Annotated in this window: 22 protein-coding genes and 1 tRNA gene; 12 read left to right on the forward strand and 11 right to left on the reverse strand. The window is 64.4% G+C overall.

Going from position 1 to position 23,186, the window contains the following annotated elements; all coding sequences use genetic code 11:
* Positions 1-28: 28 nt before the first annotated feature.
* From DKW65_RS04875 to DKW65_RS04885, 3 genes are read right to left on the reverse strand one after another with little or no spacing between them, the layout of a single operon-like run.
* A complete protein-coding gene (locus tag DKW65_RS04875; RefSeq protein ID WP_111656205.1) occupies positions 29-1,060 on the reverse strand; it encodes a M14 family metallopeptidase in 1,032 nt (343 codons plus the stop codon).
* Positions 1,053-2,513, reverse strand: a complete 1,461-nt coding sequence (locus DKW65_RS04880) for a glutamate-cysteine ligase family protein (protein WP_111656206.1) — start codon at positions 2,511-2,513, stop codon at positions 1,053-1,055. The genes DKW65_RS04875 and DKW65_RS04880 overlap by 8 nt, the downstream gene beginning before the upstream one ends.
* 24 nt (positions 2,514-2,537) lie before the next feature.
* On the reverse strand, positions 2,538-3,257 hold the full coding sequence (locus DKW65_RS04885; protein WP_111656207.1) for an SIMPL domain-containing protein: 720 nt from the start codon (positions 3,255-3,257) through the stop codon (positions 2,538-2,540).
* A gap of 103 nt (positions 3,258-3,360) precedes the next feature.
* Between DKW65_RS04885 and apbC the strand changes: the two genes are divergently transcribed.
* The gene (gene apbC / locus DKW65_RS04890; protein WP_111656208.1) at positions 3,361-4,455 is read left to right on the forward strand and encodes an iron-sulfur cluster carrier protein ApbC; all 1,095 of its coding nucleotides are present in this window, start codon (positions 3,361-3,363) and stop codon (positions 4,453-4,455) included.
* A gap of 347 nt (positions 4,456-4,802) precedes the next feature.
* Positions 4,803-5,372 (forward strand): dCTP deaminase, encoded by a 570-nt coding sequence (dcd, locus tag DKW65_RS04895; protein ID WP_111656209.1) that lies wholly within the window; start codon positions 4,803-4,805, stop codon positions 5,370-5,372.
* Between the two features lie 24 nt (positions 5,373-5,396).
* Here dcd and DKW65_RS04900 read toward each other — a convergent pair whose 3' ends face one another.
* Genes DKW65_RS04900 through purM form a run of 4 tightly spaced genes read right to left on the reverse strand, consistent with a single transcriptional unit; the run spans position 5,397 to position 8,571 of the window.
* Positions 5,397-6,188, reverse strand: a complete 792-nt coding sequence (locus DKW65_RS04900) for a DUF3108 domain-containing protein (protein ID WP_245932395.1) — start codon at positions 6,186-6,188, stop codon at positions 5,397-5,399.
* A 10-nt stretch (positions 6,189-6,198) separates the two neighbouring features.
* A complete protein-coding gene (locus tag DKW65_RS04905; RefSeq protein ID WP_111656210.1) occupies positions 6,199-6,927 on the reverse strand; it encodes a DUF3108 domain-containing protein in 729 nt (242 codons plus the stop codon).
* Entirely contained in the window at positions 6,842-7,528 is a 687-nt protein-coding gene (gene purN / locus DKW65_RS04910; protein ID WP_111656211.1) for a phosphoribosylglycinamide formyltransferase, read from the reverse strand. Before purN ends, DKW65_RS04905 begins: the two co-directional genes overlap by 86 nt.
* The gene (gene purM, locus DKW65_RS04915) at positions 7,525-8,571 is read right to left on the reverse strand and encodes a phosphoribosylformylglycinamidine cyclo-ligase (protein WP_111656212.1); all 1,047 of its coding nucleotides are present in this window, start codon (positions 8,569-8,571) and stop codon (positions 7,525-7,527) included. The genes purN and purM overlap by 4 nt, the downstream gene beginning before the upstream one ends.
* A 200-nt stretch (positions 8,572-8,771) precedes the next feature.
* On the opposite strand from purM, the gene DKW65_RS04920 reads away from it, so the two are divergent.
* The 4 genes from DKW65_RS04920 to sthA all read left to right on the forward strand — a co-directional run bounded on the left by DKW65_RS04920 (position 8,772) and on the right by sthA (position 16,469).
* Positions 8,772-9,881, forward strand: a complete 1,110-nt coding sequence (locus tag DKW65_RS04920) for a DUF2066 domain-containing protein (RefSeq protein ID WP_162925703.1) — start codon at positions 8,772-8,774, stop codon at positions 9,879-9,881.
* Positions 9,882-9,893: 12 nt separating this feature from the next.
* Positions 9,894-10,577, forward strand: a complete 684-nt coding sequence (gene hda / locus DKW65_RS04925) for a DnaA regulatory inactivator Hda (RefSeq protein ID WP_111656214.1) — start codon at positions 9,894-9,896, stop codon at positions 10,575-10,577.
* 120 nt (positions 10,578-10,697) lie between these two features.
* Complete coding sequence (locus tag DKW65_RS04930) at positions 10,698-14,987, forward strand: CSLREA domain-containing protein (RefSeq protein ID WP_162925704.1); 4,290 nt, start codon at positions 10,698-10,700, stop codon at positions 14,985-14,987.
* A gap of 84 nt (positions 14,988-15,071) precedes the next feature.
* Positions 15,072-16,469 (forward strand): Si-specific NAD(P)(+) transhydrogenase, encoded by a 1,398-nt coding sequence (gene sthA / locus DKW65_RS04935; RefSeq protein ID WP_111656216.1) that lies wholly within the window; start codon positions 15,072-15,074, stop codon positions 16,467-16,469.
* A gap of 4 nt (positions 16,470-16,473) precedes the next feature.
* Here sthA and smrA read toward each other — a convergent pair whose 3' ends face one another.
* Positions 16,474-17,073, reverse strand: coding sequence for a DNA endonuclease SmrA (gene smrA, locus DKW65_RS04940; protein WP_111656217.1), 600 nt, complete (start codon positions 17,071-17,073; stop codon positions 16,474-16,476).
* A gap of 95 nt (positions 17,074-17,168) precedes the next feature.
* On the opposite strand from smrA, the gene DKW65_RS04945 reads away from it, so the two are divergent.
* Positions 17,169-17,495, forward strand: a complete 327-nt coding sequence (locus DKW65_RS04945; protein ID WP_162925705.1) for a PilZ domain-containing protein — start codon at positions 17,169-17,171, stop codon at positions 17,493-17,495.
* Positions 17,496-17,504: 9 nt separating this feature from the next.
* On the opposite strand, the gene DKW65_RS15815 is transcribed toward DKW65_RS04945, so the two are convergent.
* A complete protein-coding gene (locus tag DKW65_RS15815) occupies positions 17,505-17,681 on the reverse strand; it encodes a hypothetical protein (protein ID WP_162925706.1) in 177 nt (58 codons plus the stop codon).
* Positions 17,682-17,849: 168 nt separating this feature from the next.
* Between DKW65_RS15815 and DKW65_RS04950 the strand changes: the two genes are divergently transcribed.
* The 3 genes from DKW65_RS04950 (at position 17,850) to DKW65_RS04960 (ending at position 20,689) form a co-directional block, all read left to right on the forward strand.
* Entirely contained in the window at positions 17,850-19,298 is a 1,449-nt protein-coding gene (locus tag DKW65_RS04950) for a phospholipase D-like domain-containing protein (RefSeq protein ID WP_111656219.1), read from the forward strand.
* 23 nt (positions 19,299-19,321) lie between these two features.
* Complete coding sequence (locus DKW65_RS04955) at positions 19,322-19,840, forward strand: hypothetical protein (RefSeq protein WP_162925707.1); 519 nt, start codon at positions 19,322-19,324, stop codon at positions 19,838-19,840.
* A 135-nt stretch (positions 19,841-19,975) separates the two neighbouring features.
* Positions 19,976-20,689, forward strand: coding sequence for an START domain-containing protein (locus DKW65_RS04960; RefSeq protein WP_162925708.1), 714 nt, complete (start codon positions 19,976-19,978; stop codon positions 20,687-20,689).
* A gap of 18 nt (positions 20,690-20,707) precedes the next feature.
* On the opposite strand, the gene DKW65_RS04965 is transcribed toward DKW65_RS04960, so the two are convergent.
* Both DKW65_RS04965 and DKW65_RS04970 read right to left on the reverse strand, forming a co-directional pair.
* Positions 20,708-20,887: a PLDc N-terminal domain-containing protein gene (locus DKW65_RS04965; protein WP_111656222.1), complete on the reverse strand. Its 180-nt coding sequence runs from the start codon at positions 20,885-20,887 to the stop codon at positions 20,708-20,710.
* A gap of 118 nt (positions 20,888-21,005) precedes the next feature.
* Positions 21,006-21,082: transfer RNA gene (locus tag DKW65_RS04970), tRNA-Arg, on the reverse strand.
* A 79-nt stretch (positions 21,083-21,161) separates the two neighbouring features.
* Between DKW65_RS04970 and DKW65_RS15820 the strand changes: the two genes are divergently transcribed.
* Together DKW65_RS15820 and DKW65_RS04980 are read left to right on the forward strand one after the other, a co-directional pair.
* Complete coding sequence (locus tag DKW65_RS15820; protein ID WP_162925709.1) at positions 21,162-22,505, forward strand: TIGR04283 family arsenosugar biosynthesis glycosyltransferase; 1,344 nt, start codon at positions 21,162-21,164, stop codon at positions 22,503-22,505.
* 20 nt (positions 22,506-22,525) lie between these two features.
* Positions 22,526-22,900 (forward strand): Hpt domain-containing protein, encoded by a 375-nt coding sequence (locus tag DKW65_RS04980; protein ID WP_111656223.1) that lies wholly within the window; start codon positions 22,526-22,528, stop codon positions 22,898-22,900.
* Positions 22,901-23,186: the final 286 nt, after the last annotated feature.

The following is a 23,186-nucleotide window of genomic DNA, read 5'->3' on the forward strand; positions in this document are numbered from 1 at the left end:
TAGCGATGGCACCGTGCCATGTCGGTAATTAACTGGTCTTATTGTCGGACACGGGCGCGACGTAAAACAGACAATCGCTGGCTGCGATGTCCGCCCTCCCGGTGGCCATGAACAGATGCAGGGGCTGGCGCGGCGTCAGGGCGCCATCGTGGCTGGTGAAGAGTTCGCCGAGCACCGGGCGCCCCCGGTGGTCACGGGCCACCAGGGCGGCCAGGCCGCTGGTTCCCAGTGCCGCCAGCGTGTCGCCGGGGCGGCACAGGTCGAAGTTGTGCCGGGTAATATCGGCCGCCAGGGTGACATCGGCCTGGTCGGCCGGATCAAAACTCAGCCGTGCGCCCTGGGCCAGCTCGACCCGCACGGGATTATGGAACACCTTGAGCGTGTCGGAGGCGGGGAGGGCGCCAAACAGGTTGTCGCTGGCCGCATAGCGATGGATGACCTGGGCTGCATGGGCATCCGCCTGCGGGTCACCGCTGCCGCCGCACTCCACGGTCAGGGTCGGAAACAGGTGCTCGGCGGCGTCCATCAGTGCGCCCAGGCGTAAATCAGTCACGATCAGATGGTCGCAGAACAGGCTGGCAAAGGCGCGATGACGGGCGTCATCGAGCACGGAAACGGCAAATGGCGGACTGCGGCCTGAGGTGTTATGCAGATCCAGCACCGCCTCCGGCCCCAGCGCCACCAGTTCCGCCATGATCGCCTGGGCCAGGCGGCCCGGGGCATCCTGCCAGGGCGCCCGGAAACAGCGGTTCAGATCCCGCTCGCCGGGCAGATGCCGGTGACTGAAACGCGGCGGGGTGCGCGCTGCCTCGACACTGGCAATGATCACCAGCAGGTCTGTGGCCGGTGTTGCCAGTCCTGCGCGCCACCAGGTATGCAGCCCCCTTAGGCCCGAGGGCTCGTTGCCGTGCAGCAGTGTCACCAGCGCCCGCGACCGACTGCGGTCAGCGCCCGGCACCTGCAGCATGGCCGGTCCCGGCAGTGCCTCCAGCCAGGCCTCCAGGGAGGCCGGCGGGGGGCGGGCGGGGTCCAGCCGATGCAGTACCAGCGGGTCAGTCATGACGGCCAGCCCTGGGCCAGGTGTGCACGGGGGCGCCGTCGGCCTGATGCTGCGCGTACTGCGCCAGCAGGGCACTGGCGGCATGCTCATCGCCGCCCAGTGCATGAAAACCGGCGCGCAGCCAGCGACTGCCGGTCTGCCCGCTTTCCAGCCGTGCCTGAATCAGGGCCAGCTGCTGATCGGCTTCATCGGCATGGACCCCCAGCGCCAACAGACCCTCACGGCTGGCGGGCAGCAGCTCGCGCACGATGTCATCCAGGCGCCGGTCAAACAGCTCGATCTGCGTCTTGCAGGGCCACACCAGGCGGGCCGACAGTCCCTCCCGCGCCGCCGCCACCAGATTGTATTCGGCGTAGCGGAACGGCAGTGCGGCGGTCAATTCACGCATGCGCGGCCGCAGGCTGTTGGCCGCACCGATCAGGAACGCCGTGGTGGCGGCCATATCGGCCCCGGTAGGCCCGGCGGGCAGGGCGCGCATCTCGATGCGCAGGTGGCCGCCCTCCACCGGATCGAAGACCGGGCGATTCCACAGCCACACGGTGCCCTGATGCAGACGCAGTTCCTGCAAGGCATCGTCTGGCGCGTCACTGCATTCCGGCAGGATCGGTGGGTACAGCGCCACACTGCTGGCAAACAGCTCCCAGGCACTGTCCCGCACCCAGCCCTCACCAAAGGCGACCCGGGCGGGCGGACGCCAGCGCGGGTGACGACTGCCACGACTGTCGATGGACTGCCGGAACAGCGCAATGCGGGTTTCTTCCCACAGGCTCTGGCCGAACAGCAGCGGGCTGTTGCCCGCCATGCCCAGGGCCAGGGGCGTCACCATCTGGATGGCGTTGTACCAGTCCGCGAAATCCCGTGCCGGGACACGCAGATGTACCTGCCAGGAGGTATTGGCGCCCTCCAGCGACACATCGTCGCTGCACAGCTCCACCACGCCCTCGGGGGCCTCGATATGAATCCTGAAGGGCTCACCGCGGATGTCCCGCAGACCCCGGGCCAGCGCGTGGTACCGCGCTTCGTCAGTCATGCAGCCATCAAAATCGGCGCGCTGCAATGTCGGCAGGATGCCGACCGCCAGCACCCGCCCGTTCAGCTGCCGGGCATGCTCATTCAGCATGGCCAGTGCCTGTTGCACAGTGGTGGCCATATGACGGAACGGCGCCCCGGCCGCTGGCAGCGGGTCCAGGTTGTATTCGAGGTTGAAACGGTTGAGTTCCAGCTGCAGATGCGGGTCGTTGATCAGCGCCAGCAGGGCCTTGTTCTGGCCCATCGGGCAGAAGGTGTCATCGGTCAGGTAGAGCTCCAGTTCGGCCCCCAGAGTGCAGGGGCCATGGTCGAGCTGACCGCTTTTCAGCTTGCCGGCCAGAAGCGCCAGTTGAGTGCGCACGCGGTGCGCAAAGCGCAGGTAGTCCTCATCCGTGTAGTCCTGCCGTTGCGTGCTGCCACCCATGGGCGCTCCTGATCTGTCGTGGCTTTACTTCAGTTCGAAACGCACCTGCACCTGACGGGTCAGCGTGATTTCCCCCGCACTGTAGGCGCTGCTGGTGTCCGCGCTTTCGCGCGCCATGGCCAGCATCGGCTGAGGGCCCTGGTGGCCACTCTGCTCACGAATGATGACGGCTTCACCCAGTTCGCGACCCGCGGCTTGCGCCAGGGTTTCGGCCTTGTCGCGGGCATTGGCTACCGCCTTCTGCAAGACCTCACGCTCATGGGCCTGCGGGTCAGCCAACTCGGCGCTGGCCTGGTGCAATTCAGTAAAGCCCAGTTGGGTCAGGCCTTCGAGCAGATCGGCATAGGCCTCAATCCCGTCCACGGCCAACTCGATATCCCGGGCGACACGATGCCCGATCAGTTTGCGCTCCGGCTGCCACTGCCATTCTGGCTGGATGGTGATGCCGGTGGCACGCACTTGACGCTCCGGCAGACCCAACGCCTCGGCCAGGCTCAGCGCGGCGCGGATTTCACTGTCCACCTCCTGCTTCATGCCCGGAATATCATCCCCGGACCGGCTTGATACAGCGCGCACGCGGAAGCGATCCGGCGTGGTCTTGATTTCCCCGTATCCAGCGACTTCGACAGTATCCCGTTCGGTGGTGTGGCCGCCGCAGCCCACGATCAGACTCGCGCTGGCCAGCAGCAGCAGGGGCAGGAGGGGCAAGCGCAGTAGCGGCAAATGCAGGCGACGTGGCGCCATAATGTGTTCCTCATTCTGGTTTGTTTCGTGTGCTGCGGTGTTGGCGCAGCCTTGTCTCCGGTATCATGTCGGCCTGGCAAATCACCGGCCCGGCAGAAACCCCATGAGCAATCCGGATTACGCTATCAGACAGGCATTGGCGCAGGTAGTGCCCGATGCGCTTGGTTGTGACCTCGTCAGCGCCGGTGTCATCCGTCAGCTTGAGGTGAGCGATGACACGGTCACGCTGGCCGTACAGTTCGGTTTCTCCCTGGCAGCGCTGGAGCATACCTACCGCCACCTGATCACGGCGGCCGTCAGCCCGTTGCTTGACGGTCGCACACTGGCCCTGACACTGGAAGGGCGCATCCAGACCCATCGGGCCCAGAACCAGATGTCGTCCTTGCCGGGCGTGCGCAATGTCATCGCCGTGGCGTCGGGCAAGGGCGGCGTCGGCAAATCCACCACCGCGGTCAATCTGGCCCTGGCGCTGGCGAGCGAGGGTGCCCGCGTGGGCATGCTCGACGCCGATGTGTTCGGCCCCAGCCTGCCTTTGATGCTGGGTCTGCCTGCGGGCACCCGTCCTGGCGTGCGCGAGCAGAAGTATTTCATTCCCCCACGTGCCCACGGTATCCAGGTGATGTCCATGGGCTTCCTGGTCACGGAAGACACCCCGGTGGTCTGGCGTGGCCCCAAGGCCAGCGGTGCGTTGCAGCAGCTGATCGGCCAGACCGACTGGGATGATCTGGACTACCTGATTGTCGATCTGCCCCCCGGCACGGGGGATATCCAGCTGACGCTGGCGCAACGCGTGCCGGTCACTGGCGCGGTGATCGTGACCACGCCGCAGGATGTGGCCTTGCTGGATGCGCGCAAGGGCATCGAGATGTTCCGCAAGGTGGGCATCAGTGTGCTGGGCGTGGTCGAAAACATGGCCGTCCACCTCTGCAGCCAGTGCGGGCACGCCGATCATGTCTTTGGCGAGGGTGGCGGCGCCCGTCTGGCAGAACAGTACCAGACGACCTTGCTGGGCAGCCTGCCGTTACTGGCGGGCATCCGCGCGCAGGCCGACAGCGGCACCCCCTGGGTCGCCGCCCGGCCCGACAGCCCGGAGGCGGCGCTCTATATCAATGCGGCCCGACGGCTGGCGGGGCGCTTGTCTCTTCAGGGGCGCGGGCAACAGGCCATAGTGCGTATGGCGATGCAGACTACTCACTGATGGTTGGTGTGTTTGGACGGTTGGGTGCTTCGTAGCACGGCCCCGGGGGAGAGGGACACCCTTCCAGAAGCCGCCGTAAATACGTCCCTGTAGGCTTGCGTTCGGCTTCCTGCCTCACACACTTCTGGAAGGGTGTCCCTCTCCCCCGGGGCCTCAGTCAGAGGTTGCCGGACGTGCGTACTCCGTAGCCTTCCGGTTGCATGCTGGTGATGTTTCCCTCGCTACAGCGCCGGTGGCGTCAGTGAACCCGGAAACAAGGCCGAAGTGCCAGCAGGGTGCACAACGTGATCCGGCTGACGTACCATTCGCCGCTACGTCGCGACAAACCATCTGCCGAGGGAAGGTACATGAGCATCAAGTCAGACCGCTGGATTCGCCGCATGGCCGAAGAGCAGGGCATGATCGAGCCGTTTGCGCCGGAGCTGATCCGGCAGAACAGCGAAGGCGGCAAGATCATTTCCTATGGCACGTCCAGCTATGGTTACGACGTGCGCTGCGCCGATGAATTCAAGGTGTTCACCAATATTCATTCGGCCACGGTCGACCCCAAGAACTTCGACGAAAAGAGTTTTGTCGACGTGCGCGGTGACTACTGCATTATTCCGCCCAACTCCTTCGCCCTGGCCCGCACCGTCGAATACTTCCGTATTCCGCGCAGTGTTCTGACCATCTGCCTGGGCAAGTCCACCTATGCCCGTTGCGGCATCATCGTCAATGTGACGCCGCTGGAACCGGAATGGGAAGGGCATGTGACGCTGGAGTTTTCCAATACCACCACCCTGCCCGCCAAGATCTACGCCAACGAAGGTGTGGCGCAGATGCTGTTCCTGGAATCCGATGAAGTGTGCGAGACCTCTTACAAGGATCGCGGCGGCAAGTACATGGGCCAGCGCGGCGTGACCCTGCCGCGCGCCTGATGATCGAATACCACAGCGTCGCCGCTATTCGGCGGCGCTGCGGAAAGGCCCCTCATAGTCGGTCAGTCGCAACTCGCCATACAGGCCACGGCTTTCTACATGGCGACCGCGAATCAGCATGTAGTCCATGCTCGGCGCCAGCCAGAAAACCGTGTAGCGGCTGCTGTCGGCATCGCGACGCTTTTCGATGCGTACGGTCTCCAGCTCACCCAGCGGGGTGCGCAGGGTTTCGTGCCCCACCACCTGGATATGATGCTGGCGTACCCGTGTGCCGTAGGCGGTGGTGACAGAATACTCGGTTTGTTCATCGCTCATCAGGCAGGGCGCGGTGAGCAGCATGGTGAGTTCATCCACGGTGCCCGGTTCGATGTCGTATTCGGAGATTTCTTCCTCGCCATTGCTGGAGCTGGCGTTGATCACGCGCGGTGTCCCGTCGTCCCAGACGAAATCCATGAAATGGTCGCGCTCGCGACGAAAGCCGCGGAAGTGATGCATGTAGTGCTGGGTGTACGGCTGGCAATCCTGCCACCGGAAGATGCTGAGTTCGGTGTTCTGCATCAGCCGTGAGTCAACGCTCATCTGCATGCGATAGACGCCCTCGGTATCCCCGGCCTCCAGCACCAGTTCGGCGCGGATGGGGGTGGGGATGCGGCTGACGCTGACCCGGTATTCCGCGCGGAAGGGTTGCAGGGTGCGTGTACCGGCAGGGTCTGCCTGCGGGAGGTCTTGCGCTGCTGCGGGGATCACCGCAGCGAGGGCGAGCAGGGCGAGGCCGGACCAGGCGTAGCCCGACCCGCCAGACAGGAACATGCGCATGCAGTGAGGCCTATGGGTTGCGAAGCACCAGTTCGTATTGCCCGTCGCCCTCGTCCTGCACCATGCGGATCAGGGCGTAGCCGAGCTCCGGGGCGAACCATAGCAGGGTCTGGCGATCACTGTCATCGTCACGCACGCGTTCCACTTTGAGTGTATTGAAGCGGCCTGCAGGGACGCGCACGCTTTCTTCGCCGATAACCTGATACACCATGTCCTCGCGGCGGCGTTCGCTGGCCACGTCGAGGCTGATGTTGTCGCGTTGGCCGCGCATCAGGGCGCATTGCAGGCCCAGGGTCTGCGACAGGATGTCGGTGGTGTGGTCGCCGATCTCGTAGGTGCGGTCGTCGGCGCCGTCGCGCCGGGCCAGGGCGGTGCCAGCGTCGCGGTCCAGTTCCAGACGGGCCTCGCGGGTGCGGCCCAGACCGCGGCGGCGGTATTCATACGCGGTGCTTTGCGGCACGCAGTCTTGCCAGGTGAAGAACGTGGTTTCGCGGATGGAGCCGAGCCAGTTACGGGCGCGGATTTCCATTTTCCAGCTGCCGTCGTTGCGACGTTCAAGGGTGCGTTCGGCGGCAATCGAGAAGGGAACACCGGAACCGCTCAGGCCGTAAGTCATGCTGAACGGCTGGATCACGGGGGGTGCCTTGTCGGTGTCAGCGTTGGCGCTGAGTGCCAGCAGGCCGGTCAGCGAGATCAGGGTGATGCCACTGGTAACCCTGTTCAGGAAGTGTTTGCCCATCCAGTTCCACTCCGTGGTCAGTCAGCCGCAAGCGGCCATCGGCGCGCCAGGCGAGCACCTGCGGATAGAGCAGGTGTTCGCTGGCCTGTACCCGCTTTGACAGGGTGGCGGGTGTATCGTTCGCGTGCACCGGTACCCGTGCCTGGGCAACGAGCGGGCCGCCGTCCAGTTCGTCAGTGACGAAGTGGATCGAGCAGCCATGCTCCGTGTCGCCGGCGTCCAGTGCGCGTTGATGTGTGTTCAGGCCCGGGTAGCGCGGCAGCAGGGACGGGTGAATGTTAAGCAGGCGTCCGGCGTAGTGTTGCACGAAGGTCGTTGTCAGGATACGCATGAAGCCAGCCAGCACCAGCGTCTCGGGGGCAAAGGGGTCCAGGGCGTCGATCATGGACTGATCGAAGGCCTCGCGGCTGGCGTAGTCGCGGTGGTTGATCTCCAGGGTCGCCAGGCCGTGTTCGCGGGCACGCGCCAGGCCACCGGCATCCGGACGATTGCTGAGAACGCAGACGATCTGCGCCGGCAGGGTGCCGGCCTGGATGGCGTCGATCAGCGCCTGGAGATTGGTGCCGCTGCCACTGATCAGCACGGCAAGACGGTGTGTCACGCCTTGCTGCCCTCGATCACCACATCCGGGTCGCCGTCGTGGCTGACGATGTCACCCAGCAGCCAGGCGTCTTCGCCGCAGGAGGTCATCAGGGCCAGGGTCTGGTCGACGCTGCCGTCGGGCACCACGATGACCATCCCCACGCCGCAGTTGAAGGTGCGGTACATTTCGGCGGTCTCGACCTGGCCCTGTTCCTGCAGCCACTGGAATACCGGTGGCCAGGTCCAGCTGCCGCTGTCGATGCGGGCGCGGGTCCCCTCGGGCAGGACGCGCGGCAGGTTTTCGGGCAGGCCGCCGCCGGTGATATGGGCGAGTGCATGGACATCGCCCTGGCCCAGCAGCTTGAGCAGGGATTTCACATAGATGCGGGTGGGTGCCATCAGGGCGTCGATCAGGTGGACGCCGCCAACGCGGGTATCCTGGTCATAGTCGGCCTGCTCGAGAATGCGGCGGATCAGGGAGTAGCCGTTCGAATGGGGGCCGCTGGCGCCCAGGGCGATCAGTTTGTCGCCAGCGCGGACCTTGCTGCCGTCAAGAATGCTGTCGCGTTCCACCACGCCGACGCAGAAACCGGCCAGGTCGTAGTCTTCGCCTTCATACATGCCCGGCATTTCTGCCGTTTCGCCGCCCACCAGAGCGCAGCCGGCCAGCTCGCAGCCTGCACCGATACCGCTGACCACGCGGGTGGCGGTCTCGACATCCAGTTTGCCGGTGGCGTAGTAGTCCAGGAACATCAGCGGCTCGGCGCCGCCGACAATCAGATCGTTGACGCACATGGCCACCAGGTCGATGCCCACGGTGTCGTGGCGGTCGTGCTGCATGGCCAGGCGCAGCTTGGTGCCGACGCCGTCAGTACCGGCCACCAGAACCGGTTCGCGGTAACCGGCCGGCAGGGCACACAGGGCGCCGAAACCGCCCAGCCCGCCGAGCACTTCCGGACGCCGGGTGCGCTTGGCGATCGGTCCGATTTTCTTGACCAGAGCATTGCCGGCGTCGATATCGACACCTGCGTCACGGTAGCTGAGGGGTTTTTTTTCAGTCATGGCGCGCTCCTGGTGGCGAGGGCGCACATTCTAGGGCCTGTGCCCCCGCTTGTCATCGACGCTGATCAAGGCTTCGGCGGGCCAGGGGCACTTGTGCGGAGCTGGCGGGTCTGATCTGCCGTCTCCCTGTATACGGGGCGGTCGCTCCGTCCGTGGGAAATATGGATAATGAGCCTCGCCGCAAACCGGACGGATACGTCATGACGCACACTGTTTTCCTGCCAAGCGCCTCCTTTTTTTCCCCGCGCATGTCTCTGCGCCGCCAGCCGGTGTGGCTGGTCCTGCTGGGCTGTCTGCTGCTGGCCATGGGGACTCCCGCGACCGCCCAGACCGTGAACCTCAACACCGTGCAGGTGCCGGTGGCCGACCGCAGCGCCGGGGCGCGCAACGAGGCGCTGCGTGAGGCGCTGACCGTGATGCTGGTGCGTATCAGCGGGCAGACGGCGGTGTCCGACCTGCCGGGGGGCGCCGGATTGCTGGAGCGTCCGGCCAGTTGGGTGGAGCAGTTCAGCTACAGCGGTCGTGACGGTGATCTGACCCTGGAAGCACGGTTTGATGTGCGCGGTATCAGTGAACAACTGGCGCGGGCCGGAGCGCCGGTGTGGGGCCGTTCTCGTCCCCAGGTGCTGGTGTGGGCGGCGCCGGATCGGGGTGACATCGTTTCGGCGCAGAGCGACAGCGATTTTGCCCGTGGGTTGCGCGAGCGCGCCGCCTGGCGTGGGCTGCCGTTGCAGTGGCCGGCGATGGACAGTGAAGATCATGCCCGCATCAGCGCGGCGGATATCCGTGGTCGTTTCGACCGTCAGATCCAGAACGCGTCGCAGCGTTATCAGGCACCGCTGGTGGTGTCCGTGGTGTACTACACCAGTGGCCGCCCCGGCGCCCGCTGGCGGCTGTTGCAGGAAGGCAACACCCTGCGCAGTGGCGAAGTCGGCGGTGACGGCGATGCGGCCCTGGGTGCGGCGTTGGCGGACGCCGTCAGTGATTACCTGGCGGAGGTCTATGCCGTGCGGGGCGGGGCGGAGGCCAGCGCCCTGACGGTGCGTATCGAAGGCATCGAGCGTCTCGAGACCTGGCATACCGTGCAGCAGTTTGTGGGCCAGCAGGCGGGAGTACGGGCGGTGCGTCTGGCCAAGCTGGACGGCGACGCCATGAACCTGCAGGTGGATTTTTCCGGCGATACGGCCCAGCTGGAGCGTCTGCTGCAGCTGCACCGCCATCTGGGCGCTTGCCGTGAGGCGCCGACCCTGTTGCCTGAGCCCGGTGCGGTGAGTGATGTGCTGCGCCTGTGCTGGCAGGGTGCGAGCTGAGGCGCCCGCGCGATGACCGCACAATTACCGCTGGCCCTGCGCCTGCGCGAGGGATTCGATCTGGACAGCTATGCCGGGGCGCCGGGGCTGGCGGCAGCGGTACAGGCGCTGGTGGCCGGGGAGTGGGGGCAGCTGTACCTGCATGGTCCTTCCGGCACCGGCCGTACCCATCTGCTCAGTGCGGCGGTGCGGCGGGCTGAAGAGCAGGGTGTGGCGGCCTGCCTGCTGCCGGGGGAAGAGATGGCCCATCTGACCCCGGACGTCCTGGAAGCCTTCGATCAGTATGGCCTGCTGGCCATCGACAATGTGGACGCCCTGGCCGGATTGCCGGTGTGGGAAGAGGCGCTGTTTCACCTCTATAACCGCTGCCGCGAGGCGGGCGCCGGCCTGCTGTTCGCGGCCCTCGCGCCGCCGGTTGCCGCTGGCTTTGTCCTGCCGGATCTGGCCAGTCGCCTGGCCGCCGGGCCGGTGTACCGGCTGGCCGTACCGGATGACGCGGCGCTGGCCGACCTGCTGCAACGTCGCGCCGGGCGCCGGGGTCTGGTGCTGGGGGATGAGGTGGCGGCTTACGTCGTACAACGCGGTGAACGCACGCCGGCGGCCCTGATGGCGCTGCTGGAGACGCTGGACGAGCATGCTCTGGCTCGCCAGCGCCGTCTGACCATTCCCTTTGTAAAGGAGGTGCTGGGGTGGTAATTTACAAAACTACAACAGTGACCGCAGGAGTCGCTGGCTAGAATTTGATCGCTTTACATAACAACTACAAACCTAACAAGAACAATAGAGCGCGGCGGCCCACCGCTGCGGGAGAACAGTATGACTTATCGCAGGTTGCGGCCCCTCATGGCGGGGTTGCTGCTTTGCTTGGGTACCGGGGCGCACGCAGCAACGTTCCTGATCTCCATTTCCGATGATGTCTCGCAGGAGGACGAATGCTCCCTGCGCGATGCGTTTATAGCAATCACCCAACAGGAAGAACGCAATGCCTGCCCGGCGGGCACCGGCAATGATGTGATTCGCCTGCAGGCCGGTGAGGTCTATCAGCTGGACAGCCAACTGGTGTTGGGTGGATTCATCAAGGGCGTGCCGCAGGTGGATGCAGAGGGCGATCCCGTGCCTGAGGATGGCTGTGATCCCGATGATCCGCCTCCGGGAGAAACTGAATGCCCGCAGAAGGTGGTGAAGCGCGCCATCAATCCCTCCGTGCGGATCGAGACCCTGCTGCGTAATGAAGACAACGAGGATGCCCCGAACCCGGTGATTCGTGCTGCCAGCGGTGCGCGTGTGCTGTGGCTGCGCCGCAATGCTGCCCTGACGCTGGACAGCGTCGAGCTGCACGGGTGTGCCCCGGCTGATCCGGCAGACGTCACCTGCGACGTTCCTGTGGACGAGTTGATTGTCGCGGGCGAGTATGAAGACGAAGACGAAACCATTCCGAAAATCCTGCCGCCTGATGGTGGCCTGCTGTTGCTGGACGGCCGTCTGACGGCGCGCAACGCGGTGACCTTCCGGGGTGGCCATGCGCGCCACGGCGGCGCGTTGTTCGTGCGCGAGAACGTCACTGTGACGCTGCAGAACAGCCGATTGACCCACAACGTGGCGGCAGGCCAGGGCGGGGCTATCGCGGTGTACGAGGATTTCGGCAATATTCTCGCCCTGAGCCGTTTCTACATGGCGGAAAATCATGCTGCCACCGAGGGTGGCGGCGTAGCCCTGCCGGGTGGTATTCGCAGCCCGCGTTTGTTGATGGCCAACGGCACCCTGCTGCGCAACACCGCCGGGTCCGGTGGCGCCGCTGTCCATGTGGGCATGGCGGAGGATGATGATCCCGATGAGCCGACGGCCCGTGCTCCGGTTCTGGACCTGGCCAACCTGACGCTGGTGGAGAACAGCAGTGCCGACGTGGATGGCAGCGGCCTGTTCATCGACAGCATTGGTGAGAGCGATGTGGTCAGCAACACCGTGCTGGTGGCGAATCTGCCGCGCGACTGCGCGGGCGCCGGGCTCGAGCCCAGTGTCACGGAGGGCATACTGTTTGCGTATACGGCAACCAGTGATACCGGCTGCCCCGATCCCGGCATCTTCCAGTTTCCGGGCAACAGCGGTTATGCCAACGCGGCGGATATCAGCGTGTTGCGTAATCTGGACGGCCCGTGTGGGGCAGGGTGTGAGCCGATCGCGGATGAAGACGCGCGGTTCGATCTGCCCGGTTTTCTGCCCAACTTTGAAGCAGACCCGGTATTGAATGGTCTGCCCCGTCTGGTGGATGGCGGCAGCCCGGAAACCAGCGCCGAATTTGTGTGTGAGTCGGATGACCAGCGCGGTTTCCGTCGCGAGGACCGCTGCGATATCGGTGCGTTCGAGTTCCGTCGGGCACAGGGCGAGCCGGATAGCATCAACCTGGTGATTGGCCGCACGGAACTGCTTGATGTGGTGGCCAATGACCTGCGTGACAGTACGATCGACTGCGGTCTGCTGGCGCCGGGCACGCCCTGCCTGTGGGTGGTACAGCGTTCCACCCGCGATGCGGTGATGACCCCCGTCATCGATGATGATGGTTATCCGCGTCTGGAATACCAGTTTACCCGCCATTACGACGGCTACGATTTCTTTGCCTATCAGGTCAACCGCGACGCCATCGTGGGTGAGACCTTCGGCGACAACAACATCGGCGCCCGGGTGGCCGTGCTGGCTCGCCCCGAAACCGGCATGACCCGCAGCCGCAATATCGATGACTTTGGTGGCGTACAGCCGTTCTGGTTGCTGGGTCTGGTGCTGGCAGGGTTGCTGCGGTGTGGGCGCGCCCACCGTCGTATACCGGTCGGGCTGCTGGCCTGTGTGGCGCTGTTCGGCTTGCCGACGTTGGTCAATGCGGCGGAAATTCGCGTCAATCAGTTGACCGACGAGACGGACCCCGAGCCGGTGGCAGGGCAGTGCAGCCTGCGTGAGGCGATTCTCAGCGCCATCGACAAGCTGCCCAACAGTACCGGCTGCGCCAATGGCATGACCGGGGAAGACCGGATTGTGTTGCCGGCGGGCACCGTTACGCTGGTGGCGCCGCTTGAGGTAGGACAGAACAACCGCGTCATCATCGAGGGCGAGGGACCGGACAAGACGTTTATCGAGGCGGGTGGCGCTTTCCGGTTGCTGGAACATCGCAGTCGCGTGACGCTGCGCAACCTGACGCTGCGTGGCGGCGACGCCCAGTCGGGTAACGGCGGTGCCATCCAGGCCTTCACCAGTCTGATGCTGGACAACGTCCGGCTGGAGGACAACAGTGCCGTCAATGGCGGGGCTGTCTATCTGAATTTCAGCGCTGATGAGCGGCGCCAGGTGGTCATCCGGCGATCCTTCTTTGTGGACAACCAGGCCAGTGGTCACGGCGGCGCCCTCGCCATGGTGGCGCAGCGCGAGGATCATGACCTGGAGATCAGCAACAGTACCTTTGCGGACAACAGTGCCGGCGACATGGGGGGCGCGCTGGATATTCGCGGTGGCGAGCGTATGCGCACGCGGCTGATCAACAACACCTTTGTCGGCAACAGCGCCGTGCAGGGTGGCGCGGCCATCGATTTCAACGGCTATGCCGGTAACGCCAACATCATCAGCGCCACGATGGTGGACAACAGTGGTCCGGCGCAGATGGATCTGGGCAACCTGCCGGCAGATCCGAACGTGGAAGCGGGCAACATTACCCTGTCGAATTCGATACTCGCCGCGACGAGTCAGGCCTGCAGCCTGGGCGACCGGCGTCTGACGCGCAGTGTGTACAACCTGTTTGCCGATGCCATCGATCCCTCCTGTGAACCCACTGCGGCCAATGGCAACACCGGCAACGAGACCGGCGCGCGTGCCGGCATCGTGACGTCGCTGAATAACGGTGTGCTGGTGGTGGCGGACGAGGTTGCCGAAGAAGACTGGTTGCAACCGCATTTGCCGATCACGGATACCGACGACGATCTGATCGTTGATGCCGCCAACCCGGCGGACCTGTCCAGTGGTACGGGCAGTGTTGATGCCTGCCGCAGCACCGATCTGCGCGGCCGGTCCCGCGCGGCGGGGGACCGCTGTGACCGGGGTGCCTTTGAATTCCAGCAGGCGACGGCGCGTGATGATCAGGGCAACAACGCCAACCGCCGGACCCGCACCGTGCGCCTGGACGTGCTCGGCAACGATATTGCCGGCGAAGACGGCATTGCTCTGCGCCGCGGTACCCTGACGCTGATCACGGGTGACGGCGATGAGCTGGCGGAAACGGTTGGCGAGGCGTTCGTACGCCAGCGTCGTGCTGACCCCGAAGACGACGAAAGCGTGCAGCTGCAATACGATGATGTGATACAGGTGCTCTCCAGCGGTGACGAATACGAGCACTACGCCGCCGATATTGATGACCCGATCCGCGAATGCGGCATGGGGCTCAATCTGGATGGTTCGCAGAACAATGCAGATGATGACCCGGACACGCGACGCGATGATGATTGCGTGGTGGTGTATCGCTTCCGCCAGCCGACGCCCCTCGTGACCTGTGGCGATCTGCCGTTCAAGGATCGTTTCCGTTACGCGGTGGATGTGGACCGTTATACCCTGGTGACCGATCCGGATACCGGCGAGGAAACGCGGGTCTGGGACGATACTCCGGAAACCGTGTCGGCGATGGTCGAGGTCTCCATCAGCAATGTGCCGCCTATTGTGCCGCGTACGGTAATCACCCGTCATATCGAGCCGGGCGGGGATGTCACCATCCACCTGCTGGATGAAGGGGTGCGCGAGTCGGATTTCAGTATCGTCGGCATGCGCCTGCGTGAAAATGCCTCACCGCTGTTTGCGCGCCGGGCGCTGGACAACACCATTGAAGGCACGGGGGTCATTTTTGACGATGTGAATTTCACGGTGACCTATCGCCACGGCGATAACAGCAAGCGCTTCACCGACACCTTCACCGTGCAGCTGCGTGATGAATGCGGCGATACGTCCGACGTGCGTTTCAAGATCACCTTCCCGCAGCAGAATGCGGCCGGCGGTGAGCTGGTGGGGCCGGCCGGGTTGCTGATGCTGTGGCTGGTGCTTCTTGGCGGTTGGCGCCGACGCTTGCGGACGCCATGTTGACCTGCCTGCCCAAGGTCGAATGCAGGTAAGGTGACAAGCTGCGTATAATGTCGCCATCGTTGAATGATGGCACAGGAGCGCAGTATGAATACCTCTTCCGGTTGGGACCTGGTTGTCATTGGCAGTGGTCCGGCAGGGGAGGCCGCCGCCATGCGTGCCGCCAAAGACGGCATGAAGGTGGCCATGATCGAAGACCAGGCCCAGGTGGGCGGCAGCTGCACCCACCTGGGTACCATCCCCTCCAAGGCGCTTCGCCATCAGGTGCGTCAGGTCATTCGCCATCAACGCAACCCGCTGCTGCAAGGCGTGGCAGACATGCCGGACGTTGGCTGGCCGCAACTGGTCAACAAGATCCGTGATGTCATTGGTGCCCAGGTCCGGGTGCGCTCCGGGTTCTATTTTCGCAACCGGGTTCAGGTGTTTCAGGGCCGGGGGCGTATTGCCGGAGAGGGGCGTGTCCAGGTGCAGGATCATCAGGACCGCGAGTGGCTGCTGGAAACCCGCTACATCATCCTGGCCACGGGTTCGCGCCCGTATCACCCGGAGGACGTGGATTTCAATCATCCGCGCGTCTACGACAGTGACACCATCCTCGACATGGACCATACCCCACGCAACATCATCATTTATGGTGCGGGCGTCATCGGTTGCGAATACGCCAGCCTGTTCACCGGCATGGGCATGCGAGTGGACCTGGTCAACAGCCGCGAGCATCTGCTCGATTTCCTGGATGCCGAAATTTCCGATGCGCTGAGTTATCACCTGCGCGAGCAGGGCTGTACCATCCGGCACGGTGAAGAGTACGAGGCGGTCAAGGCCGATGACGATGGGGTCACGCTGCTGCTGAAATCGGGCAAGCGTCTGCGGGCCGATGCGCTGTTGTGGTCGAACGGCCGCAGTGGCAACAGCCGTGACCTGGGGCTGGAGACCGTCGGCCTCGAAGCCAATGGCCGGGGCCAGCTGCAGGTGGATGAGGCCTACCAGACCGCTGCACCGGGCATTTATGCGGTGGGCGACCTGATCGGCTGGCCATCGCTGGCCAGTGCGTCCTACGACCAGGGGCGTTTTTGCGCGGCCAGCCTGTGCGGCGAGACACCGCGTCAGGTAAGCAATGTGCCCACCGGCATCTACACCATTCCCGGTATCAGCTCAGTGGGCCGTACCGAGCACGAACTGACGGAGGCGAAGGTGCCGTACGAAGTAGGGCAGGCCTTCTTCAAGAATCTGGCCCGTGCACAGATTACCGGGGAAAAGGCGGGCATGCTCAAGCTGCTGTTTCACCGCGATACGCTGGAGCTGCTCGGCATTCACTGCTTCGGCTATCAGGCGACGGAAATTGTCCACGTCGGTCAGGCCATCATGGCGCAACCGGCACCGCACAATACCCTGCGTTACTTCGTGGAAACGACCTTCAACTATCCGACCATGGCAGAAGCCTATCGGGTGGCTGCGATCAATGGCATGAACCGGCTGCGCCGCTGAGGCTTCAGCCGCCGCGTTGTCGGCGGCTGCGTTCGGCGTAGGTTTCCCGGGTGCGCAGGCTGGCCTCGGTGGACTTGCGCACCAGCACATAGGTGGACCCGGCGCCGCCATGTTCCGGTCGCGCCGAATGCCACGCCAGCACCAGATCCGATTCAGCCAGCCAGTGCATCACATAGCTTTTCATGCGCGCGGGCTGCGGGCTGTGCAGCCCCTTGCCATGGGTAATCAGCAGGGTGCGCAAGCCTCGCTGGTGGGCCTGGGTGAGCAGATCGTGCACCAGCTTGCGGCCATCGCTGAGGGTAATGCGGTGCAGGTCGAGCTTCGCCTGAATGTCATACTTGCCCAGTCGCAGCTTTCGGTACACGCCTTCCTGCACGCCGTTCTTGCGGTGGCCGACGATGTCGTGCGGGCCGATTTCGGCGACATGGTCGGGCACTGTCAGGGGGTTGGGGTCACGGAGCTGGTCACGGATGGCGGCGTCCCGACGCGCCAACTGGGCGGGTGAGGGCGCGCGCCGGGCGCTGCCGACGACCCGGTCATCCGGGCCCAGCGGTTTGACATCGCCCATCTCCGAGCGGAACAGGTCCAGGTCATGATCTGCCATGGCAATCACCTGCGCACATGATGGCGGGAACGTATACCTTGAATGGTACCGCAAGCAGGCGGAAACTGGGATGCAAAGATGGAGGAGGGTGTGCCATGCACCAGCGACTGCATCGGGATCATCTGAAGGTCAATGTGCGCGTGCTTGAGCGGGACAGCGGCCGTGTTCTGGGCCACCTGGTGGACTTGTCACTGGGAGGGCTCTGCGTATCCGGCGAGTCGCCGGCCTGTGAAGGTGATCCGGTCTGGCTCACCCTGAACCTGCCCTGGCCTATCGACGGCCAACGGCAGGTCAGCGTGGCGGCCAGCCTGCGCTGGCAACGCGACGCCGGGCGGCGCAGACACGCTGGCTACCGATTGCACGCTGCCGATGCGCCGGCGCTGGCCGTGCTGGATGCTCTGGCGGCGCGTTTTGCGGATTGATGATCCGTATCAGTAATCGGCGTCGTCGCGGCGGCCGCGCCGCTCGGAGCCGGGAGACACTGCGGGTGTCTCGTCCTGATGGCGCTTGCGCTGTGCATCACGGCGTTGCTTCTGCCGTGCCTCGCGCTCGTGGTGTTCCTGCCATTCGTCCTGATCGTAATCGTCGAAGTGCTGGTGGCGTCCCATAACCTTGCTGGCTCGTGTGCTTTATAACGCCCCTATTTTTAATCTGTTTTCTGGCGCTTGTCATCGCTTTTCACCGGTAAACGGACGGATATGACACAATAGGCGGCTGCAAGCCCCCGGCAGGGGAGCAGCGGGAGAGCATCAGGAGACCATCAGGAGAGTAGCAGGGTGGAACAGACCGAGCGTGTCTGGGGGTTCTTGACGCCCATTGGCAAACAACTTTATGAGTACTGGCCCGGGTTGGTGGCAGGGTTCAGCCTGCTGGCGGCGGTGCTGGCCGTGTCTCATGCGGTACTCAACAAACGTGACGCCCGTGCCGCAGCAGCGTGGACCGGGCTGATTTTCCTGTTGCCGCTGATTGGTGCGGCCCTCTATCTGCTGCTGGGCGTTAATCGCATCCAGCGTCGTGCCCGGCAGTTATCCCCGGATGTGACGGGCACGTCGGTGGATCTGGTGCCGGTGATCCAGCCGCGCCCTCGCCCCGGCCATCTGCATACCCTTGCCGAACTGTCTGGCCGTCTGACGGGCCTGCCGTTGCTGAACGGCAATGCCGTGACCACTCTCGAGGCTCCCGCCGCACTGGATGACATGGTGGCCGCCATTGAGGCAGCGGAGGATTCGGTCTACCTGGCCACCTACATTTTCGGCAATGATGCCGCTGGCCGGCCCTTGGTGGACGCCCTGGCCGCCGCTGCCCGGCGTGGCGTGCAGGTACGGGTCCTGATCGACGGGATGGGAGCGCTCTATACCTTTCCGTCTATTGTCCGTCGGCTGCGCCGTCGCGGGGTGCTGGTGGAGCGTTTCCTGTACTCGCTCGCCCCCTGGCGGATGCCTTACATGAACCTGCGCAATCACCGCAAGGTGATGATCGTGGATCGCCAGATCGGCTTTACCGGGGGCATGAACCTGCGTGCGGGCTACATCAGCCAGCCCGCCACCATTCGCGACCTGCATGCGCGCATCGACGGCCCGGTGGTGGAGCATCTGCTGCGCAGTTTCGCGGCGGACTGGTACTTCACCTGTCGTGAACACCTGAATACGGATTATGCCGGGGCACTGGACTGCGGCCCGGTGCTGGCACGCGGGATCAGCGCCGGCCCCGATGCGGATCTGGGCAAACGGCGCCTGACCCTGCTGGCGGCCATCGGTAGCGCCCAGCACGAGGTGCGTATCGTGACGCCTTATTTCGTGCCGGACCAGACGTTGCTGACCGCGTTGCAACTGGCCTGCATGCGCGGGGTGCGGGTGGAACTGATTCTGCCTGGGCGCAACAACATGCGCCTGGTGCACTGGGCTTCATTGCACATGCTGCCCTGGTTGGTGAGCGACGGCTGCGAGCTGTATTTCTCCGCCGAGCCGTTCGATCACACCAAGGTTATGACCGTGGATGGTAACTGGAGTCTGCTGGGTTCAGGCAACTGGGATGCGCGCAGCTTGCGGTTGAACTTCGAGTTCGATCTGGAATGTTACGACGAAGCCCTGGCGGAAACCCTGAACCGGCAGATGGATATCCGTCGCGCCAATGCCCGCCGGGTCAGCCTGGAAGACATGCAGTCCCAAGGCTATCTGCGGCGCCTGCGCAACGGGTTTGCCTACGTGCTCGAGCCTTATTTGTAACCGCCAGACGGGAGATCACAGACGTGCGACTTGAACAGGGGCAGGTATTGCCGCCGCGTGCGGCGACACTGCTGAAGGTCTGTTACAGCCTGGTGCTGCTGATCGTGGTGCTGGGTATCTGCGCCTGGTTGCCGGAAGGGGATGGCCGTTTGTGGCTTGGTCAGGGCGTTAATCTGCTGGTGGCGTTGTATCTGTGGCTGCTGGCGGGGCTGTATCTGGCGCCGCTGTTTGCCGAGGATACGGCCGATGGGAAGGTGCAGGCGCAGGGACAGGCACAGGGACAGACACAGGCGCCGGGCCTGGGGCTGGCCCTGATGTTGCCGCTGCTTCCTGCAGCCGCAGCGCCGCTGATGCCCGTGGCGGCTGGCGGCATCACGCTGCTGGTGGCGGTGTTGCTATTGGCGTTGATCGAAGCCTTGCCCTCACAGAAAGCATTGTGGCCCGCAAGCTGGTACCAGGCGCGCAAGCAGCAGACGCAACTGCTGGTGGTGGCGCTGGTGAGCGCCGCCGTGGCGGCCTGGTCGGTGGGTATGCGCTACTGAGGCAATCATAATGTCAATATGCCATCATGGATAAACCAATAAGAACGGCTGCATCGTCTGACACGCCGAACGGGCGCGGGACCATTGCAGTGACAATGCATCGGATAAACGGTGCGCTATGGGGTTGGAGGTGGAGTGAAGCGGCTGAGCTGGCTGCCAGCAGGCGCCGTATTGCACGCCCTGGCATGCATCATAATGATCAGCCCCGGCACAGCGGGTGCCCGGGCGGGGGGCCTGGCCGAAACGGTCGACTGGCGGCTGATTACCGATCGTGAGGGTATCCGTGTGTTCGCGGCCAGCAGCGAGGCGTCGCGGGTCAGTGCGTTTCGTGGCGAGATGCAGATGCGCATTGACGACTTTCGCGGTATTGCCCTGCGACTGGACAACTATGAGGCGGTGGCGGCCTGGATGCATATGGTATCGGCCATCACGGAGCTGGACCGGCGTCACGACCACGACCGCGATCTGTACCTGACCACCCATCTTCCGTGGCCGGTGCGTAATCGCGATGTTGTGCTGCAGATCGGTCTGCATCAGGACCCGGACGATTACACCCTGACCTTGCAGTACGACGATATCGATCGGCCCGGGCCCGTGTCGCCGGGCTATGTGCGCATGCCGCAAATGGTCGGCACCTTGCGCTTCACGCCGCTCGAGGCGCCGCTGGTGGCGGTGACCTTTGAAGTGACCGCTGACCCCGGCGGCGCGATCCCCGGGTGGCTGTCCAACATGCTGTTGCGCGATATTCCGTATTTTTCCCTGTATCGCCTCAATCGCATGATCAATCAGACACCCTTGCCCGAGCGGCCTTATCACCCGGATATCAAGGCGCCCCCGGGATGGCCCTGAGGGGCACCGTTTCCGACGTCATCGTTTCAGCGGGCTGCCCGGGCCAAGCAGTGCCCAGATAATCAGGCCGAGCACGGGCAGCAGGACGACAAGCAGCGCCCACAGCACTTTCTCCGCTGTGCCTGCACGAGACTGGATGATCATCACGATCGCGTAAATCACCAGCGCCAGCACGATCAGACCGAAGACATTGGTCATCTGTGGTTCTCCCTGTGTTTGCCCGGAATGGATGGTTTCAGCGTACGCCGTGGCCTGGCCGCTGTCTGTGGTCGGTCTGAAAAAAAGCGTCAAAGGCGCCGTATGGCGAAGGGGAAAATGGTGCCCCGGAGAGGATTTGAACCTCCGACCTAGCGCTTAGGAGGCGCTTGCTCTATCCAACTGAGCTACCAGGGCACTGGAACGGGATTGTAGCGGGGTGGCGAAATAGTGCCACCCCGACTATTGTGAGGCCCCCGAGGTGTTGATGCCCGTCATGACCCGATCCGTGATAACGCCGCCCTGGCTTTCCGTCATTATTCCTGTGCGCAATGAAGCGTCCCGTCTGGCGGCCACACTGGCGCCGCTGCAGGCGTGGCGAGCGCGGGGCGTAGAGGTACTGGTGGTGGACGGCGGCAGCAGTGATGGCAGCCCTGCCGTTGCCGCGCCGCTGGCCGATGAGGTGCTGTACAGCGAGCCGGGGCGGGCGCGGCAGATGAACCGGGGCGCGGCGCATGCGCGGGCGAACTGGTTGTGGTTCCTGCATGCAGATACGCAATTCGGTGACGCGCATATCCACGCCCTGGAGGCCTGCTGCCGGGCCCGCCGCAGTGGCTGGGCCTTTTTCCGGGTGCAGCTGAGCGGGCCTGGCCTGTTGCTGTCCATCGTCGGCAGGATGATGACCTGGCGGGCGCGGTTGACGGCGGTCGCCACCGGAGATCAGGGGTTACTGGTATCACGGGACAGTTTCCAGGTCTGTGACGGTTATCCGGACATACCGTTGATGGAGGATGTCGCCCTGTGCAAGCAACTGCGCGCCCGCAGCCGTCCGGTGGTGCTGGGCCCTGCGTTGGGCGTCGACAGCCGGCGCTGGGAAACGCACGGGCGCTGGCGCACCATCGTCCTGATGTGGCGCCTGCGCTGGGCTTACTGGCGCGGCGTGGCACCGGCGCAACTGCACGCGCGTTATTATCCCGGTTCAGATCCTTCCGGTGACCAGGGCGCCGCCGATCAGGCAGCGCTGGTGATGCTGACCCGGGACATCAGCAGCGGCCAGGCGAAGACGCGATTGCGGCCCGCGCTGGGCGCTGCGGGGGCCGCTGCCGTGCATCAGGCGCTGGTGGCGCGAACCCTGAAGACCTGCACGGCGGGCCCCTGGCCGTTGCGATGCCACGTACAGGGCGATAGCGGCCCCTTGCAGGCGATGGTGCCAGGGGCGAACGTGACCTGGTTACCCCAGGTGCCCGGCGATCTGGGATGGCGGATGCAACACGCGCTGGCCAGTGCTCATGCGGCGGGTTACCGGCGGGTAGTGCTGGTGGGCAGTGATTGTGCGGTGCTGGACAGTGACTACCTGAGCATGGCGTTTGCGGCGCTGGCCATGCATGATTTCGTGCTGGGCCCGGCAGAAGATGGCGGTTATGTGCTGATCGGCAGTGCCAGGCCGTCAGCCTGGCACGGGGCGCCCTGCCTGTCGGGCACGCGGTTTGGCGGCGCCCATGCGCTGGCCGACACACTGACAGGCCTGCGTGCACTGGGCTCCGTGGCCTTGCTGCCTGCACGCTGGGACGTGGATGACATGGACGCAGTACGCCGGGCGCGTGAGGCGGGATACCTGTAAGGCCTGGTGAGGGAGGGGAGATGGAGGATGCCGGCGTGCTGGATCGGCAACTGATTGCGGAATTGCGCGACATCATGGGGGCGGAGTTCCCCGTGCTCGTGCAGGCGTACCTGCGCGACGCCGCTGTGCGGCTCGAGGAGCTGCGGGACCTGACGCAGGCCCAGTCTGCGCCTCACGGGGCCACTGATGCGGCCGAGGGCGTGCGGCGCGCGGCGCATACGCTCAAGGGAAGCAGCAGCAATCTGGGGGCCGTGGAGGTCGCCCGCTTGTGTGCTGAACTGGAAGACAGGGCCCGGCGCCAGGTGGTGGTGGCGGACCGGCTGCTCAGCGATCTGGAGGCGGCGATGCGGGTGGCAGCGGCTGCCTTGACCGCATTGCTTACGGAACAGGATTGAGGGGCAAAAAAAACCCCTCTCCAAAGTGGGGGGAGAGGGGGGGTTGTGAGCGCTATCTTTCATAGCGCCTTGGGGGGATCATGCACTGCCGTGGTGCGCTGGAGCAGTGACTTGCTATGGAATAATGCTAACCGGGCCTCGCGCGGCGCGCTGTTAAATCAGGCTGGCATAATGTAAAGACATGCATACCGGGTGCGGCGAATTGTAAGCACGGCTGCGCGGTGGCTACGGGAGGCGTGGGTCAGGGCATTCGGGCAGGCTTCGTGTAAGAGATTTCTTACATGAA

Origin of the sequence: Isoalcanivorax indicus (assembly GCF_003259185.1) — a bacterium.
Taxonomy (GTDB): Bacteria; Pseudomonadota; Gammaproteobacteria; order Pseudomonadales; family Alcanivoracaceae; genus Isoalcanivorax; species Isoalcanivorax indicus.

Coding starts and splice junctions, on each gene's coding strand:
- smrA (WP_111656217.1), bottom strand. CDS start 17,073: ATGGCAGATCATGACCTGGACCTGTTCCGCTCGGAGATGGGCGATGTC.
- DKW65_RS04920 (WP_162925703.1), top strand. CDS start 8,772: ATGACGCACACTGTTTTCCTGCCAAGCGCCTCCTTTTTTTCCCCGCGC.
- DKW65_RS04945 (WP_162925705.1), top strand. CDS start 17,169: ATGCACCAGCGACTGCATCGGGATCATCTGAAGGTCAATGTGCGCGTG.
- DKW65_RS04900 (WP_245932395.1), bottom strand. CDS start 6,188: ATGCGCATGTTCCTGTCTGGCGGGTCGGGCTACGCCTGGTCCGGCCTC.
- DKW65_RS04980 (WP_111656223.1), top strand. CDS start 22,526: ATGGAGGATGCCGGCGTGCTGGATCGGCAACTGATTGCGGAATTGCGC.
- DKW65_RS04965 (WP_111656222.1), bottom strand. CDS start 20,887: ATGACCAATGTCTTCGGTCTGATCGTGCTGGCGCTGGTGATTTACGCG.
- hda (WP_111656214.1), top strand. CDS start 9,894: ATGACCGCACAATTACCGCTGGCCCTGCGCCTGCGCGAGGGATTCGAT.
- apbC (WP_111656208.1), top strand. CDS start 3,361: ATGAGCAATCCGGATTACGCTATCAGACAGGCATTGGCGCAGGTAGTG.
- DKW65_RS04930 (WP_162925704.1), top strand. CDS start 10,698: ATGACTTATCGCAGGTTGCGGCCCCTCATGGCGGGGTTGCTGCTTTGC.
- DKW65_RS04880 (WP_111656206.1), bottom strand. CDS start 2,513: ATGGGTGGCAGCACGCAACGGCAGGACTACACGGATGAGGACTACCTG.
- DKW65_RS04875 (WP_111656205.1), bottom strand. CDS start 1,060: ATGACTGACCCGCTGGTACTGCATCGGCTGGACCCCGCCCGCCCCCCG.
- purM (WP_111656212.1), bottom strand. CDS start 8,571: ATGACTGAAAAAAAACCCCTCAGCTACCGTGACGCAGGTGTCGATATC.
- DKW65_RS15815 (WP_162925706.1), bottom strand. CDS start 17,681: ATGGGACGCCACCAGCACTTCGACGATTACGATCAGGACGAATGGCAG.
- dcd (WP_111656209.1), top strand. CDS start 4,803: ATGAGCATCAAGTCAGACCGCTGGATTCGCCGCATGGCCGAAGAGCAG.
- DKW65_RS04905 (WP_111656210.1), bottom strand. CDS start 6,927: ATGGGCAAACACTTCCTGAACAGGGTTACCAGTGGCATCACCCTGATC.
- DKW65_RS15820 (WP_162925709.1), top strand. CDS start 21,162: ATGACCCGATCCGTGATAACGCCGCCCTGGCTTTCCGTCATTATTCCT.
- DKW65_RS04885 (WP_111656207.1), bottom strand. CDS start 3,257: ATGGCGCCACGTCGCCTGCATTTGCCGCTACTGCGCTTGCCCCTCCTG.
- sthA (WP_111656216.1), top strand. CDS start 15,072: ATGAATACCTCTTCCGGTTGGGACCTGGTTGTCATTGGCAGTGGTCCG.